Consider the following 16,040-nt stretch of genomic DNA (forward strand, 5'->3'; position numbering starts at 1 on the left):
TCAGTCTGTCATCCCAAGTTCGTCAATATTCATTGAAGGTCTTATACACTCAACAATTAAGTTTTATACTATAAGAAGCCCCTACTGTTTGTCTCGCAGTAGGGGCTATTCCTGTTATTTCATCATGTTAATGTTACATTTGACTTGTTCGTTCTCTTAGTTCTCCTAAGACTAAAGAAATAAAGATGGCCACGACCCCAAGTGCAAACGAAACAAATGTAGATACGCAGGCACCGCTGCACCCAATCCCTGAATTAAAAAAGGTCCCTCCCGGGACCTGTAAATTTTCGGTTTACTCTGTCGGCACCACTCTGCTTTTTAAAAATTGCAGCGTGTGTTCAATAGCCTGCTCCAGCTCCGCGGAAGTACCCGCAAACGGATGGACCGTGTTGAACGTATGGTTAGCACCGGGAATTTGGATCCACTGGACTTTCGGCTGGTTCTCAACGAGTTTTTCCGAGCCTGCCCTCAAGTTGGCGTGATCTTCCTCGCCCTGTATGAGCACAACCGGAAACGCCGCCCCCCGCATCCGTTCCAGGATGTTGAAGTCTTCCTTGCGGGCCTCCAGATCGTCCAGGATGACCTTATCGAGCGGCATCTGCTGCTTGGTCCTCGCATTAGCGATATAGGCGCGTCCTTCGCTGCGCATTTGCTCTTTGCAGGCTTCGTCGAAAATGTCCACCTGCGTAATTCCGTTCCAGCTGACGACCCCCGCAATCTCCGTGGGATGATCCAGCGCGTAGATCAGACTTACGCCCGCTCCGCGGCTGTGACCGAGCAAAAAGACCGGAAGCTTATTGACCGGGTTAGCGGAGCCCCTATGCTGATGCTCCTCGTTGGAAAGATTAATCCCCCTGCTGTGATGAGGATAAAAAACAACGGGCTTCAAGCGATCCGATTTCAGCAGCTTGTTTTTAAAGTCCCACTCGTCCGTCAGCACAGAGATCAAGGTCGACAAGTCGTCTAATTCGCAGCTGTACGTATTTTTGGCAAATTTATCCAATTCGCTGAATGACTGCCCGTCTTCTCCCACTCCGTTATGTGTAAAATCAAAAGTAATGACATCCACATCCTGGGCCAGTTTCGCAGCCGCGTAAGGGAACATTCCCCAGTTCTTAAATCCCTTAAAACCGTGCGAGACAATGAGAATGCCCCTTGCTATAGAAGACGCCGGATAAAAATCTCCGCGAATGACATTGCTTTGATCCATTACGATCTCAAACGGTATCGCCATGGTAACGCCTCCCCGCTTATTTGTTTTATTATACCCTTACCCGTTTTACAGGCATTTCTTAACAGGAAAAAATAAATTACAAAAACTCCCTTGTCTCATTCTGCGGTGTGCATAAGTGAAAGAAGGGAGTTTTCTGTTTATTACCTCGTTGTTGCCTAGATGCCGAAGACCGGACTCGAACCGGTACGATAGTCACCTACCGCAGGATTTTAAGTCCTGTGCGTCTGCCAATTCCGCCACTCCGGCTTACAATGGGCCCTGAGGGACTCGAACCCCCGACCAATCGGTTATGAGCCGACCGCTCTAACCAACTGAGCTAAGGGCCCGAATATGTTATGTATGGCTAAAAACAGGCAAAAAAAATTTGATTAATTGCGGGGGCAGGATTTGAACCTGCGGCCTTCGGGTTATGAGCCCGACGAGCTACCGGGCTGCTCCACCCCGCGTCAGTAACTAGCAATGTCGTATAGCGACAAAAATAAATATACAATACAAAGTACGGTTAAGTCAACACTTTTTTTAATAAACCGAGTAACGGACACCGAAACGTCCTTTTTTCGATTTGAAAACTTCAACTTCGGACGGGCATTCGTAGCCGTAAATCCACCAGTCCTCCTCCATCCGCTTGGCAAGGACACCTGCTTGAAACTTACTGTCGTACAGCTTTACCCAATATACCCACTGCATGTCCTCACTCCGTTGATGATGTTATTGGCCTAGAAATAGCATATCCAAAAAGACATTCACTTATTTGTAGGCCAACACGGTCAGCAGAATTTTTCATAAAAAAGCATCGAGGTGCGCAATTTACACCTATTCGTTATCTTCATCGGGTACTTCCCGTTCTACTTCATCCCTGCTTCTATGGGCGATTCTTCCCGATGCGGCCGAGGCTATGGCGGCTACGAGATCGTCCAGGAAGGTATGCACCGCGCCGCCGGTCTTTGTATCCAGCCGTTTGATCAATCCGGTCTTTTCCTTGTCCAGATAACCGAATGTCGTGATGGCAATGCTGCCGTAGCCGAAAACGGAACCGATCGCAAGCGTTTCGTCGCATCCGAATAAACTCTCATCCGTGTCCAGAATGGTTTGGAGCGGTTCTGTAAGCTTTTTCTGCTCGGCCAGCATATCCAGCTCGGTTCCCACCAGAATCGCGTGCTGAAGCTCTCTTTTGCCCAATACGGCCTGAATGGACTGCATACACGTATCCATCGATAAACCGGGATGATAGGGCGCCTGCATGGCGTATACGATCTCTGCGATGTCTTCCAGACTCGCTCCCCGGTCTGCCAGCCTTTGCATAACGACTTTTTTAATTTCCCGGCTGTGAACTTGTCGTTTCACGGTCTTCTCCCCTTAAACTTCCACGATATGTTCAGTATATGACTTCACACATTTTCGGGTATGGGCGTACGCGGACAATGAATCGTCTTAAAATGAAATTGTGAGCGGGATACAAACACGGTATAATAAGAACTAGTCGACCATAATTTAGGGAGGGATTCCATATGATGTACGGCATCGCCATTCTTCCATCCGCAGAGATTAAGGAATTTGCCAACAGTTATAGAAAAAGGTTCGATCCTTATTATAGGGTGATTTCGCCCCACATTACGGTTCGTGAAAAAGAAGAATGGACCGAAGAGCAGCTTCAGGCTGCCATCAGTCATTTGGAAGATCTGAGCCGCACCGTGTCTCCATTCCAGCTTACGTTCAACCGGTTCAGTTCTTATTTTCCGGTTAACAACGTTATTTACCTGGCACTGGAACAAGTGGAACCGGTCATCGATCTTCACGACAACCTTTGTACGGGCCCTCTCGTGGATACGGAAAAAGCTTACAACTATCATCCCCATCTGACCATCGGACAGAAATTGGGAGCCGATGAGCTGCATGACGTACTGGCCAGTGTAAAAAACACGCCGGTGGATTTTTCCTTCAATGTGGACAGTATTCAACTGCTCGGAAAACAGGAAAACGGCGAATGGTCCGTTATCCGCTCATTCCCGCTTCAAGGGTAATGAATGCTTCAATAAAAAAAGGCCTTCCGGATTAACCGGAAAGGCCTTTTTTAGGTGATGTGCGGCGGAAAGAGCCGCCATAACTCGCGCGGCTCCGTCTGAAGCAGTTGCCGAGCTCTTCAACTACTGTTTAAACGTAGTCAGAAGACGCTTCGCCGTCTCGCCTTTATCATTGACGAAGGATTCGTAGACTTTGATCATTACCGGGTAATCCAACTGCATGGATTCCGCACCAAAATTAATGGTGTTGGAGCCTTTTTGCAATTTGTTTTCCCCGACAAACGGACTTTTGACCGAGTTTATAAGAGTACCGCCGTTATCGTACAAGTCAAACTGAAGCTGGGAGAACGTACGGTCAATGAGTACATCTTTTTCCTGCTCAATGTCCAGAGAAAGCTTCAGACGATAATTATAATTCTGCTGTTGATTAAACATCGCCGAAATTTCCCAGTTATTCACTTTCACCGTCAAAGGATACAGTTTCAGTTCATCCTTCGATTCCGGTTGCGGTTGAAGGTTAACGCTGTAGGCCGTCAGAAGAGATTTATACGAAGCTACCGGCGTTGCAGGTGCTGGCGAAGCCGCTTCAGCAGCGAACAACCCATAAGTCTCATACAAGGCCATTTTAAGCCCTTCTCCCGTTTCAGAAGCCGGCAGTACATAAGAGTAAGTTACGACATGGGATGCGTTTGGAAGTACGCGCTGAGATGTCTTTTCCTGTCTGTTTCCGTTGTACGTATAACCGTCTCTGCTGACGAGATCTGTTGCGAATCCTGGAACATCCAAAGGGTTACCGGATTTATTGGTCAGTTTAAATTTGGCGATGGCGGTTTTAAAACCGTCTTCATCATTTTGCTGCATGTGAAGTTCCACAAGGGAAACATCCAGGTTCGGGTGAATCGTCTCGTTGAGCGGGTCCATTTTCATGGAGGCACCGAAAGCGTAAACTCCCTGAACCGGCAGGGCATCGGCCTGCTTAGCCGGCAGCATAATATGAACGCGGCCTACGCTGTACATGACCGGCTTCTCCTGCGCGTCAATGTATTTCTCCGCGGTGACCACATTTAAAGATTGCAGCTCTGTGTTCAGTTCCGTAGGTATAACAAAGTGAATGTACTTCTTTTCGCCCGGTTCCAGAGTTAGCGTGGCGTCGGATGGGTTGCTGTCGTAAGTCTGGAGGCCGCTTTTGCCTTCCAGAGCAATGTTCGGAAGGGCTTGACGCTTGGTCGACGGGTTCGTTACGAGCATCTGAACGACCGAGTTCGTTTTCGTTCCGACCGTATCGCGGCTGATACTCGTTGTTTTGAATTCGAGCGGCGTTTGCAAAGAAGGAATGGTGAAAGCTTCTCCCCATTTCTTCACGGAAGCGGAAGGAATTTCAGACGTTTCCGTTCCGTTCCACACAAGATCGCTCACAGGTACGCTGAGCTGGAGCGTTTCTTTTTTCGGATACACGTAAACATCGATGTCTACCCAGCGAAGCTCGCTTAGTTCTACGCCTTCTCCGCTGTCAACCGTCGCCAGGTAGCTAAGCTCAACCTGGGATTTGGGCTGAATGGAGCGCGGGCTTCCCAGACTTGCCTGCAAGCGGAGTTCCACGCCGTCTTTCGTTTTCATGCGCACTTCGTACTCGGGTACGCGTACAACTTTCGAACTGGTGTTTTTCATGCGGACAACGGCACCCAGACGGGTTCCGTCGGCTGTTTTTTCGTTTAAGACACTTTTCATTTCGACTTGCAGATCGTTCGTTAATTTATAAGCGGTCGGCGCTGAAGCCGATGCTTGTGCGGGTGCTGGCTTCCCCGGTTCTGCCGCAAGTGCCGGAACGGCGCTTGCGAGCAGAGCGGCAGACAGAAAGACGGACGATACGGTAGTTTTCCATTGGCTCTTCACGGTATTCTCCTCCATGTGTACCTTTGTTAGTTAGCTGCGGCTGCTGTCGTGACTTTTTCTTTATCTTTCAGCTGATGCTGACCGGAAATGACGATCTGCTCGTTTTCGCTTACGCCGGAAATCACTTCCTGCATCGTTTCCTTCAAACGGCCGAGCTGGATTTTGCGTTTCTCAACGGTATCCCCGTTCAGAACGAAGACAAATGAGTCGCTGCCTTCTCTCACGATACTAAGCGTCGGGATAGCCGCCACTGTCTGCTCCGCCTCATCGGTCAGCTGAATCTGAACTTTCTGTCCGGGCTTCAGCTTTTGGTCGGCGTTTGAAACTTCCAGCTCCAGCGTGTAAGCTTTCGTCTGTGAATCCAGCACATCGGAAATATACTTAATCGGCGCTTTCGTTAATTCCGTCGTGCCAGGCACATAGAAATTCAGCTCTTTCTTGTCGCGCACCAGATTAACGGCTTCTTCCGTCAAATCGGCCTTGATCAGGATCGGATTCAGCTGCTGGATGACTCCGGCTTTAAATCCTTGCCCGACCGTCATCCCCGCCTCAACCGGGAAGTCCGTAAGCACTCCGCTTACAGGTGCTTTCACTTCCGTATTTCCCAGCTCGCGTTCCGCTTTCTTGACAGACAGGCCGGACGTTTCGATCGCTACTTGAGCAGCAGCGAGCGAATCCGTATTGTCCAGCGTTTTGCGCTTCTGCTTCAGGGTGCTGAGATCAAGCTTGAGGCTGTTGAGCTTTGTTTCCTCCTGCTCCAGCTGGATCTTCGTTACAGTGCCCTCATCGTAATCGTTACGTATCTTATTAAAATTCTTCTCGGCATCCCGGATTCCCTGCTCCGCTTTTACGATGTTGTTATCGAGGTCCGTCTTCGCGTTGGCCAGCTCTTCCTTAGCCTGCTTCAACTGGGCCTGGGCGCTCTTGATGCCAAGCTGCCCCTGTTCCTTCTGCAGCTGCAGATCGGAAGGGTCAATGCGGAACAGAAGCTCTCCCTTTTTGACCATGTCGCCTCTCTTTTTGTAGACCTGCTGAACGTCTCCGCCTGCTTTCGAAATAACTTCCAATTGAACGGAAGAGATGACATTGGCAACCTGCTCAAGCGGGTCCGATATTTTTTCTTTCGTCACCTTGACGGTCTTTACGGTCTTAATCTGAGATTCCTGGCCCTGTGTAGTGTCCTGCGGACCAGCCAGCGGTTTGTTCGAACAGCCGACGGCCAAGGCCGTAGTAAGGGCGACAATGCCTACCAGTTTCGTGCTCTGCTTTACGATCGTAGCTAAAGGACGTTTCATCAGTTGTACTCTCCTCTTCTCTTTGCTTGACTCAGGATTTTGCCGCAGGGACCGTATCCACCTTATTTTTCTTTGGTTTACGGTGGAACGCGTTCGAACTTCTGCGTTTAAAGGATTCAATCAATTCATAAATGATAGGTACGACAACTAGCGTAAGTACTGTAGAAGTGACAAGCCCGCCGATAACGACGACCGCCAATCCTTTGGAAATAATGGTCCCTTTGGACAAACCGAGCGCAAGCGGCATAAGCGCAAACACAGTCGCTCCCGCGGTCATAATGATGGGACGAAGACGAGTTAACCCCGCACTGATAAGGGATTCCCTGACCTCGACTCCCTGCTCGCGCAGCTGTTGTACCCGGTCGATCAGAACGATCGCGTTCGTCACGACGATTCCGATCAGCATCAGGAATCCGATGAGAGAAGTAATATTGAGCGATTCTCCCGTGACCAGGAGGCCGAACAATCCGCCGATGACCGCCAGCGGCAGCGAGAACAGAATGGCAAAAGGAGCGCTGGCGTTCCCGAACGCGAGAACCATGACCAGATAGACGATAAAGATGGACGCGCCCATGGCAGCGAACATTTCCGAGAACCCGGAAGCGATATCGTCGGATACCCCTTTGACCTCACGGTTTACGCCGGCAGGAAGCTCCAGCGCATTCAATTCTGCAGCCACCTTGCCGCTGACTCCGCCTTTATCCGCACTTTTGATCTTGGCCGTTACTTTCAGCGTTTGGGTCTGATTTTCACGGGTAATGGCTGTAGGAGCCTCAATCTGCGTGATCTTGGCGATTTCATTCAGTTGGACCGTCTGACCCGTCGGTGATTTCAGCAGGAACGTGCCGATTTTATTCACCGAATTTTTATACTGGGGATCAAGCTCCACTTTGGTCTCATAAGTAACGTTATCAAACTTCAAGTCGCCGAGTTTGCTGACTCCGATCCAAGAGTTAACCATTTCAAGCACCTGGGCGGAGCTCAGTCCGTACAAACGCGCTTTGTTCTGGTCAACCGTGACTTCGACTTCCGTCTTGGAATCGCTGAGGCTGTCCTTGACTTCGTACAGATCGGGGAATTCTTTCATTTTCTCTTTAACCTGGGCGGCCGCCTGCTTCAGATACAGCATGTCGTCGCCTTTCAGGGAGTAAGAGAAATCCGTGCTGCCTCCGCCGGCGCCCGCGGCAATCAGTGAACCGTCGACCTCGGAGCCTTTGGGAAGTTCGTATAAGATTTTCTCTTTGTAAGCTTTGAAGACCTGCTCGGCGTTGCTGTTTTCGTTCGCTTCGGTAAACATCATCGCCCGGTAAGGCGCTACATCCTTGCTGAATGCGTAGCCCACCATTGACTCATTGTATGTAAACTGCGGATTACCCGAAGCGTCTTTCGCTTCCCTCATCATTTGCTCAAGCTGCTTGGACTTTTCATCCATCGTCTCGATCGATGTGTCGTTCGGCATCTTAATCTGGAAAATCATCTGCCGTGCCGACTGATCCTCCGGCATGTACGTTACGGCAAGCTGCGGTACGATCAACACCAGCGAGGCAATGAAGAGAATTCCGGAGAACAAAAGTGTCTTGATCCGGTTGTTCAGGGACCATTCCAACACTCTTTTGTAAACAAGCGCAAATTTGCCGACATGATTCTCGTCGTGGTTGCCGAGTTTTTTGCTTTTCAGCACCAGCAGTTTCGCCAGCATCGGAATGACCGTTAGCGCAACGAGAAGCGAAGAAAGAAGCGCAACGACCAGCGTAAGGGCGAATGGACGGAACACTTCGCCGATAACTCCGCTAACAAATGCAATCGGACCGAATACGCCGACGGTTGTAATCGTCGAAGAGGTAATCGCCGAGGCTACTTGAGCGGTCGCCAGCTTGATGACGGATTCTCCGCGTTCCTGGGCTTTCTGAAGCTGGCTGTAAATATTTTCGATGACCACGATACTGTCATCCACGACGCGTCCGACCGCAATAGCCATACCGCCGAGTGTCATGATATTGAGTGAAATATTAAGCGGCACCATCATCAAGAGCGTAATTAGGATGGATAATGGAATCGAGACCAAAACGATGAGGGTCATTCGAATATTTCTAAGGAAGAGCAAAATCATAACCGAGGCAAGAAGGGCGCCCATGCCGCCTTCCTGCACCATGCCGTGGATCGATTTTTTGATTTCCACCGCCGAATTGTAGACGGTTTTGAATTTCACGCCCGGCAGCGTTTTCTCCCAGTTTGCCATCAAAGCGTCTGCTTCGTCCGCGAAGTTTACCGCGTTGGCCGACTTCGTTTTGTACAGCTGCACGCCGATAGCCGGTTTGCCGTCCAAACGGGTGATAAACTGGGATTCGCTGATGGCTTCGATTTTGCCGAGATCCTTAAGCTGGAGCACGCTGCCTTTCGGTGTTGTCAGCGTCAGGTTGTCAAGGCTGTAAATCGTGTCGATCTGGCCCGTCACCCGCACCATCTGGGTCGTACCGTTGAATTCAACGGTTCCTGCAGGACTCGCGGACAAGGCGGCCCGGATGCTGTTCGAGACATCCGTCGGCGTCAATCCATAGCTGTTGATCGTGTTTTCATTGAGCTTAATGGAAAGAGTCGCTTCCTGGTTGCCGACGGAGTCGACATGGTCAATGCCTTTGATCGTGTTAAAGCCCGGTAGAATCGTGTCTTTGTAAATTTTATCAAGTTCCGCCTGGTTCATCCCGTCGTTGCCGTATACCCCCAAGTAATAAACCGGCTGGGATGAGAATCCTTCCGTCAGCACCTTAGGCTTCTCAGCCTGCTGCGGCAGCTTGACGTTCGAAACCAGCGCCTCAAGATCCTGCTTGGCATTCTTAGGCTTGATGTCCTGATCGAGTTCGATCGTAATTTGCGAATAATTATCGCTCGACGTAGACGATAAATTTTTGATGCCGTCAAAACCGGCGACCGCTTTCTCCAGCGGCTTTGTAACCTGGTCAAGCACATCTTTCGGCGGTGCCGTGTACTGGGTGGAAATGACCACCATCGGAAACGAAATATCCGGCATGCTTTCCACCTTCAGTTTAGTCGTGGCGAAAATGCCGCCCGCAAATACCAGCAGCATAATAATAAAAAGCGCCGCCACGTTTTTCATTGAAAAACTAGTCATTTTGTTCATCCACTCTACTCCTCCGCACCGATTGAACAATCTCTCTTGGAATTGGCAGCCATACCCATTCTTTCCCCATCATAAACGGTAAAGGTTAAAAAAATATAAACTGGCTTTATTTTTTTGCAATGATTTATTGCTCTGCTCTTTCTTCCCTTCACGCTGCCTCCTACCGTTTTGACGACAAAAAAGAGGTGTCCACTTCAACAATTACGGATAAATGTGAAAAAAGTTCCATCCGGAGATGGAACTTTTGCTGTAAAACCCTCAATTATCGATATAATTAGTCCGAATAAGTAAACCAGTCGATACTTTGCTTGGCCAGCAGCTTGCGCTGTCCCTGGAATTCATGATACACGCTGAGATGATACTTATCGAGAAAACGCTGCTTAAAGATCAGGTCCGCATCCTGGAGCTGAATGGTGAAATTCTCCTTCTTGCCGATCCTCAGCTCATTGTCGGTCACCTGCTCGGCCGATTTGCCGTCGCGCGGCTCCCAATTTTTCAGCTCATACGCTTTCTCGAACGATTTGTTGCCTTTATAGTCTTCAAACACGAGAACGAGCTTATGCCCTTCCGGCGCCGTTTCGGTCAAAAGCTGCTTGCGGATATCGTAATCGAATTTCAGCGTCAGCACATCGTTGTTGATTGACGTATTGATCCGGCTCATGGAAACCGTGTACGGGAACAGCGTGATGTCTTTCAGCTTGTCTTTGACATCCTTCTTCTCTTTGGGCAGCGCGAACGTTACGGGCCTTACGTAAGCATCGGTTTTTACGGTCTGCTGACCCTCTCCCTGCTTGCCTTCCCCGGTTTCCAGCGTTACGGAATCACCGATAAGCAGCCGGACATTCTCCATATCCGTGCCTTTCGGCAGTGCGGCCCACACGTTCAATCTCGCTTTGCCTCCGGGCGCTACCGTTTTCTTGATATCCGATACGGAAGCCGGGAATACGGTGCCGTCCTTCATCTGAAAATGAGCGACTAAACCGGTGACCGGCGCAAACCGTTTCTCCGCATTTTCGATCTCCAGCTCGGCCGAAACGATGCTCCCGCTCAAGCCCTCATAGGAATTGATTTCGGCAACCGTATACTGCGCTTTGCGGCCGATTTCTTCGCGGGCGTACTTCGCGCCTAATCCCACAAAAGGCAGCTGCTGCAGATCGGGTTTCGCGGTCAGCTCCAGCAGATCGTTCACCTGCGTGTCGCTTTCTTTTTCTTGGATGACCAGCTTGACTTCCTTAAACGCATACGTATAAGGGATTTTACCGAGCGCCTCGACAGAAAGAGAGGAGCCCGGATCGATGCCGATCACTTTGCCCGTACGGACCAGCTTAGCCTCCACTTTCACGGCATTATCCAGCAGAAAGTAAGCCGTCATATCCGGAATCGGAAGCGACTCTTCCCCTTTGTTCGACAGCGTGACGTTGGCGGTCAAAATATCCTGATCTTCCCACGGAAGACGGTAGATGCCTCCCAGCTTGGCCGTGTAGAGTCCCGACTTATTCATAAACTGCGTTTCCTTGCCGGCCTCGCCGCCGGCAGGTTTACTGACGGCCGGAAGCTGGTAAGCGGCCAGCAGCGTGTTGAACTTCAGCTCCGGATGAATCCGGGTGATGACAAGCTCCCAGCCCTTCTCTCCGGCTTTAAGCGGAATAGCCCCCGACAGCTGAACGGTTTTCGTCTCCTTCGGGCTGATTTTCAAATCCTTGGCGTTCTTCGCATCCAGCGGATACAAAAGTCCTTCGGGCGTTCGAACCGAAAACTTGACTTCCGGCAGGGTAACCGCCGCCGCCCCGATATTTTCAAGCTGCAGGCTTATCGCGGGCAAGTAATATTTCTCGTTCTTTCCGTTTGTAAACTTCTCCGTGGAGGCGCGCAGTTCGCTGCTTCCCACTTGGAAGTCGGCATTTTGTCCCGTCGGCGTCACTCCCGTGTAAGAAGCCGGCACGGACACTTGTCCGAGAATGCGTTCGGAGTTTGGCTGGCTGAAATCCCATTTGATAAACTGCACCTGAAGATCCTGAAGCTTCTCGCCGCTGCCGACTTTGGCGTAGTAAGATACCTGGCCCGAAGAGTTGGCTCCGATCTTCTTCACTTCTTTGTCCAGAGGCATCAATCGAACCGTATATGTATGGCCTGTTTTGCTTTTTAGCCGGACCCAGTAGTCCACGAGCGATAAATCGGCAGCGCTTTTATTATAGACGCCGACCGTGAACGTGACGATATTGCCGTCCTGATCCGGCAGCAGCTGGATATTTTGAAGCTCGAACGAACCGGAAGCCCCTGCCGCCACCGAGCCCAGAGCCGGTTGTCCGGAAGCTGCCGCAGCGGGGGTCGCCGCAAGCACTCCTCCTGTGCTTAAAGTTAAAATCAGCGCCAGTGCGGTCGCACGTGCTGCCATTTTGTTGCGCATAGTTTCCACCTCAACCCATGATTTAAATACAGCCGAAAAGCCTGTTGCCAAAACGCGGATGAAAAGATTTCCATCCTGTTTCCACTTAGTAAGACGATTGAATCTCCAGGAAGTTTCTTTTTAGGCCAAAAAATTATTTTTCCTGCCTCAGTTCCGGCGGTTGCTTTCGTTATTGAAAGAGTTTGCAGGATTTTAAATGAAAATGGGGAAGTTATGAGGATAAGCTTTTTTAACCCATTGTCAAAAAAGGAGTCCTGTCACCATGAAAGCCAAAACCGAATCTTATGCGTCCCGGCATAGAGAACGCCATCTTGAAGAATTGAAAGAGCTGCTCCGAATTCCGAGCATCAGCACATTGTCCGAGCACAAGAAAGACGTTCACCGCTGCGCGGAATGGCTGTCCGGCGCCTTGACCCATGCCGGTCTGGAAAATGTGGAGATCATGCCGACGGCAGGACTTCCCATTGTGTACGGGGACTGGCTTCATGCGCCCGGCAAACCGACCATTCTCGTCTACGGCCATTACGACGTCCAGCCTGCCGATCCCTTGAACGAATGGCATTCGGAACCGTTCGAACCTGTCATCCGGGACGGCAAAATTTATGCGCGTGGAGCGACGGACGATAAAGCTCAGCTCTGGATTCACGTCAAAGCGGCGGAAACGTTCCTTCAAGCGGTCGGAAGCCTTCCGTTGAACATCAAATTTATTCTCGAAGGCGAGGAAGAAATTACGAGCCCTTCCCTCGCCCCGTTCGTAAAAGAGCATGCGGAGAAGCTAAAAGCGGACGCTATCGTTATCTCCGATACGCCCATGCTGGAGAAAGGCAAACCCGCTCTGCTTTACGGGCTTCGCGGAGTCGCCGGAGTCGAGATTGAAATGCTCGCGGCCAGAAACGATCTCCACTCCGGCTTGTACGGCGGCGGCGTGCCGAATGCCGTTCATGCGCTCGCAGGCCTGCTGGATTCCTTTCACGACGAAGAAGGCCGCGTCTCGATTGAGGGCTTTTACGACCGTGTCATCCATCTGACGGAACAGGAACGCGGCGAACTGGCCCGCGTCTCGCAGGATGAAGGGAAGATCCGGGAGGACCTCGGTCTCTCCGAGCTCTTCGGCGAGAAAGGCTATACGTTCACCGAACGTACGACGGCGCGGCCGACTTTGGAGGTAACGGGAATAAGCGGCGGTTTTGCCGGTGAAGGCATTAAACCGATCGTTCCGGCGCGCGCGTCCGCCAAAATTGCCTGCCGCCTCGTTGCGGATCAGCGCCCGGATGAAATTTTCGAGCTGATCGAGCGTCATGTAGCGGCCCACACACCGGCCGGTTTGAAGGCTTCGGTCAAAAGAGTGCTGCAGGGCAACCCTTTCCTGACACCTGCCGACCATCCGGTTATGGTGGCTGCCTCGGCGGCTCTGGAAGAGGCCTACGGAGAGAAAACGGCGCTCACCCGGGGCGGCGGCTCTATCCCGATCGTGGACGTTTTCGAACGCCTGCTTCAGGCGCCGGTGGTCATGATGGGCTTTGGGCTTCCGGACGAAAATCTCCATGCTCCCAACGAGCATTTCGATTTGGACAACTTCGACAAGGGCTTGCAGGCCGTTTGCGGCTTCTGGGAAAAATTGGCCAATCAATAAAAATGCGGCCTAACTCCGTTAACCATGATAAAATTAAATCATCGCACTCGAAAACGGAGGAACAGATATGCAGCAGGATACTTACAAGCTCAGAGACGCTGTACCGGCGGATCTCCCCGCCATCGTACACATTTACAATTCGACCATTCCGGGAAGAATGGTTACGGCCGACCTTGAACCGGTAACCGTCCAGAGCCGGGAAAACTGGTTTGCCGAGCACAATCCGGAAACCCGCCCGATTTGGGTGCTTGAAAAGGACGGCAAGATCTGGGGCTGGCTGAGCTTCCAGTCTTTTTACGGCCGTCCTGCCTACAACGGTACCGCCGAGGTAAGCATTTACCTCGATGGGGAGTGCCGCGGCCGCGGTCTGGGACGTTATCTCCTGGAGAAAGCCATCGCCGCCTGTCCGGAGCTCGGCATTAAAACCGTACTCGGCTTTATTTTCGGCCACAATGCGCACAGCCTTGCTCTCTTCGACCGTTACGGCTTTGCCAAATGGGCCGAGCTTCCGCGGATCGCGGAACTGGACGGAATCGAGCGGGATCTGATCATTATGGGCAAACGCGTAGGCTGAAGCCGGCAGTAGAAACCAGAGCGGGTACCCGGCGCGGCGCGGTATCGTATGACGCAGGTAAACCGCTCCCCCGGATGGGACTTACCGGTGGAGCGGGCCTCAACCGTGCACAAGGATCCGGCCCAAAACAAATAGACCTCCAACGCCGCAATATGGCGGATGGAGGTCTATTTGTTTGAATCAGGTTCACACCGCGAACAGTTCCCCATGCGCCGCATCGTCGCATGACGGTGGTCACCGCGAACAGTTCCTTTTGCTTCAGGAAGCGCCTATCCCAGATCCCCGTCAGCCCCGTGGCGTATGCTGGCCTTATTCCGGCTTTATGCCGGCAGATGCTCACGGGACCTCGGTTTATCCCTGTCCGCGGTCCCGACTTGCCCGCTGCCTACCTTACCGCTTCACACGCCGTAGGATGCCGGGTCTTCGCGCCAGGAACGGAGCAGCTCCAGATCTGCCTGAGCGATGGCCCCTTGTTCCACGGCTACTTCAAGCAGCTTGGAATAGTTCGTCAGCGTATCCAGCGGAATGCCGGCTTCGGCAAACGCCTGAATGCCTTTGTCCAGCTGATAGGAGAAAATAGCCAGTACGCCCAGCGCCTGACCCCCGGCTTCATTGACGGCCAGAGCCGCTTTGAGGGAGCTTCCGCCTGTCGAAATCAGGTCTTCTATCACGATGACCTTCTGCCCTGCTGCCAAAGCGCCTTCGATCTGGTTTTGCTTGCCGTGGCCCTTGGCCTTGTCCCTTACGTAAATCATCGGAAGCCCGAGTTTCTGGGCTACCCATGCCGCGTGCGGTATACCGGCCGTCGCCGTGCCTGCGACTACTTCGGCCTGCGGGTATTCCGAGCGGATTTTGGCCGCAAACGCTTCTGCGATAGCATCGCGGATTTCGGGGTGCGACATTGTCAGACGGTTATCGCAGTAGATTGGCGATTTGATTCCGGATGTCCAGGTAAAAGGCTCGTGCGGTCGCAAAGCTACCGCTCCGATCTTAAGCAGGGAAGCCGCTATTTCACGTTCTGTCGATTGCACTGTGTTCATTATCCAATCACTCCGTTCCTGTGTATAAAAGTTATGCGTTTATATAATGAGAGGCTTATCTTAGCTCTCCAGCGAATCCAAAATCTGTTCCAGCGCCTGGCGCGGGTCCGGTGCGGCCGTTATCGGACGGCCGATTACCACATAATCGGTTCCGGCCGCGAAAGCTTCGGCAGGCGTCATGACCCGGCTCTGGTCGCCCAATGCCGCCCCGGCGGGCCGAATTCCCGGAGTCACCGTGATAAAATCGGCGCCGCACGCTTCCTTGACGGCGGACACTTCCAGCGGTGACGCGACGACGCCCTGCAGCCCCGCCTGGCGAGCCAGACGCGCGTAACGGACGACTGCATCCTCCACCCGGCCGGCAATGCCGATTTCCTCGTTCAGCATCATTTGGCTGGTGCTGGTCAATTGTGTAACCGCAATGACTTGCGGACGCTTCGCTGCGCCTCCGCCCAGGGCCTTTTCCACACCCTCCAGGGCGCCTTCCATCATCTTGATGCCTCCGGCAGCATGGACGTTGAACATATCCACTCCAAGGCGCGTCACGCTTTCGGAGCCGCCTTTGACCGTGTTCGGGATATCATGCATTTTCACATCCAGAAATACGTTATAGCCCTCATCCTTCAAACGCGCTACGAAACGGGGCCCGGCTGCGTAAAACAGCTGCATCCCCACTTTTATGTAACACGGAATTCCCCGAAGTTCCTGAATGAGCGTCTCCGCTTCGACTGCTGACGCAAAATCGAGCGCTACCATGATCCGTCCGGCAGATTGTGCTCTTGCGGTTTCCATCCGGCATTCCCC

At 51.9% G+C, this 16,040-nt stretch carries 12 protein-coding genes and 3 tRNA genes; 3 read left to right on the plus strand and 12 right to left on the minus strand.

Translation table 11 applies throughout. The features are described from left to right. Positions 1–292: 292 nt before the first annotated feature. The 6 genes from HMPREF1207_RS04490 to HMPREF1207_RS04510 all read right to left on the minus strand — a co-directional run bounded on the left by HMPREF1207_RS04490 (position 293) and on the right by HMPREF1207_RS04510 (position 2,578). A complete protein-coding gene (locus tag HMPREF1207_RS04490) occupies positions 293–1,234 on the minus strand; it encodes an alpha/beta fold hydrolase (RefSeq protein ID WP_009671770.1) in 942 nt (313 codons plus the stop codon). Between the two features lie 160 nt (positions 1,235–1,394). Further along, positions 1,395–1,480 (minus strand) — tRNA-Leu (locus tag HMPREF1207_RS04495). A 6-nt stretch (positions 1,481–1,486) separates the two neighbouring features. Continuing rightward, positions 1,487–1,560 (minus strand) — tRNA-Ile (locus tag HMPREF1207_RS04500). A 46-nt stretch (positions 1,561–1,606) separates the two neighbouring features. Beyond that, a tRNA-Met gene (locus HMPREF1207_RS04505) sits at positions 1,607–1,680 on the minus strand. A 73-nt stretch (positions 1,681–1,753) separates the two neighbouring features. Beyond that, positions 1,754–1,921, minus strand: coding sequence for a hypothetical protein (locus HMPREF1207_RS29640; protein ID WP_009671780.1), 168 nt, complete (start codon positions 1,919–1,921; stop codon positions 1,754–1,756). A 126-nt stretch (positions 1,922–2,047) separates the two neighbouring features. After that, on the minus strand, positions 2,048–2,578 hold the full coding sequence (locus HMPREF1207_RS04510; RefSeq protein WP_009671807.1) for a phosphatidylglycerophosphatase A family protein: 531 nt from the start codon (positions 2,576–2,578) through the stop codon (positions 2,048–2,050). Between the two features lie 164 nt (positions 2,579–2,742). Between HMPREF1207_RS04510 and HMPREF1207_RS04515 the strand changes: the two genes are divergently transcribed. Next, positions 2,743–3,255, plus strand: coding sequence for a 2'-5' RNA ligase family protein (locus HMPREF1207_RS04515; RefSeq protein WP_009671850.1), 513 nt, complete (start codon positions 2,743–2,745; stop codon positions 3,253–3,255). A gap of 123 nt (positions 3,256–3,378) precedes the next feature. Here the strand turns inward: HMPREF1207_RS04515 and HMPREF1207_RS04520 are convergent, their stop codons facing one another. From HMPREF1207_RS04520 to HMPREF1207_RS04535, 4 genes are all read right to left on the minus strand, one after another. Beyond that, a complete protein-coding gene (locus HMPREF1207_RS04520) occupies positions 3,379–5,148 on the minus strand; it encodes a hypothetical protein (protein ID WP_009671853.1) in 1,770 nt (589 codons plus the stop codon). 26 nt (positions 5,149–5,174) lie between these two features. Further along, complete coding sequence (locus HMPREF1207_RS04525; protein ID WP_009671834.1) at positions 5,175–6,443, minus strand: efflux RND transporter periplasmic adaptor subunit; 1,269 nt, start codon at positions 6,441–6,443, stop codon at positions 5,175–5,177. A 31-nt stretch (positions 6,444–6,474) separates the two neighbouring features. Continuing rightward, positions 6,475–9,582, minus strand: coding sequence for an efflux RND transporter permease subunit (locus tag HMPREF1207_RS04530; RefSeq protein ID WP_009671819.1), 3,108 nt, complete (start codon positions 9,580–9,582; stop codon positions 6,475–6,477). A gap of 274 nt (positions 9,583–9,856) precedes the next feature. Next, positions 9,857–11,989 carry a hypothetical protein gene (locus HMPREF1207_RS04535; RefSeq protein WP_009671794.1) on the minus strand — a complete coding sequence of 711 codons (2,133 nt, stop codon included), beginning with the start codon at positions 11,987–11,989 and terminating at the stop codon, positions 9,857–9,859. Positions 11,990–12,251: 262 nt separating this feature from the next. Between HMPREF1207_RS04535 and HMPREF1207_RS04540 the strand changes: the two genes are divergently transcribed. Continuing rightward, positions 12,252–13,622 carry a dipeptidase gene (locus HMPREF1207_RS04540; RefSeq protein ID WP_009671795.1) on the plus strand — a complete coding sequence of 457 codons (1,371 nt, stop codon included), beginning with the start codon at positions 12,252–12,254 and terminating at the stop codon, positions 13,620–13,622. A 67-nt stretch (positions 13,623–13,689) separates the two neighbouring features. Beyond that, on the plus strand, positions 13,690–14,196 hold the full coding sequence (locus HMPREF1207_RS04545) for a GNAT family N-acetyltransferase (RefSeq protein WP_009671829.1): 507 nt from the start codon (positions 13,690–13,692) through the stop codon (positions 14,194–14,196). Positions 14,197–14,594: 398 nt separating this feature from the next. Here the strand turns inward: HMPREF1207_RS04545 and pyrE are convergent, their stop codons facing one another. After that, on the minus strand, positions 14,595–15,236 hold the full coding sequence (pyrE, locus tag HMPREF1207_RS04550; protein WP_009671783.1) for an orotate phosphoribosyltransferase: 642 nt from the start codon (positions 15,234–15,236) through the stop codon (positions 14,595–14,597). A 60-nt stretch (positions 15,237–15,296) separates the two neighbouring features. Beyond that, positions 15,297–16,028 carry an orotidine-5'-phosphate decarboxylase gene (gene pyrF / locus HMPREF1207_RS04555; RefSeq protein WP_009671773.1) on the minus strand — a complete coding sequence of 244 codons (732 nt, stop codon included), beginning with the start codon at positions 16,026–16,028 and terminating at the stop codon, positions 15,297–15,299. Between the last annotated feature and the right edge of the window lie 12 nt (positions 16,029–16,040).

The sequence above is a fragment of the Paenibacillus sp. HGH0039 genome, assembly GCF_000411255.1.
Lineage (GTDB): Bacteria > Bacillota > Bacilli > Paenibacillales > NBRC-103111 > Paenibacillus_F.

Bases quoted from the DNA above. Each gene is read 5' to 3' on its own strand.
- HMPREF1207_RS04540 (WP_009671795.1), top strand. From the start codon at position 12,252: ATGAAAGCCAAAACCGAATCTTATGCGTCCCGGCATAGAGAACGCCAT.
- HMPREF1207_RS04525 (WP_009671834.1), bottom strand. From the start codon at position 6,443: ATGAAACGTCCTTTAGCTACGATCGTAAAGCAGAGCACGAAACTGGTA.
- HMPREF1207_RS04515 (WP_009671850.1), top strand. From the start codon at position 2,743: ATGATGTACGGCATCGCCATTCTTCCATCCGCAGAGATTAAGGAATTT.
- pyrF (WP_009671773.1), bottom strand. From the start codon at position 16,028: ATGGAAACCGCAAGAGCACAATCTGCCGGACGGATCATGGTAGCGCTC.
- HMPREF1207_RS04490 (WP_009671770.1), bottom strand. From the start codon at position 1,234: ATGGCGATACCGTTTGAGATCGTAATGGATCAAAGCAATGTCATTCGC.
- HMPREF1207_RS04535 (WP_009671794.1), bottom strand. From the start codon at position 11,989: ATGCGCAACAAAATGGCAGCACGTGCGACCGCACTGGCGCTGATTTTA.
- pyrE (WP_009671783.1), bottom strand. From the start codon at position 15,236: ATGAACACAGTGCAATCGACAGAACGTGAAATAGCGGCTTCCCTGCTT.
- HMPREF1207_RS29640 (WP_009671780.1), bottom strand. From the start codon at position 1,921: ATGCAGTGGGTATATTGGGTAAAGCTGTACGACAGTAAGTTTCAAGCA.
- HMPREF1207_RS04530 (WP_009671819.1), bottom strand. From the start codon at position 9,582: ATGAACAAAATGACTAGTTTTTCAATGAAAAACGTGGCGGCGCTTTTT.
- HMPREF1207_RS04545 (WP_009671829.1), top strand. From the start codon at position 13,690: ATGCAGCAGGATACTTACAAGCTCAGAGACGCTGTACCGGCGGATCTC.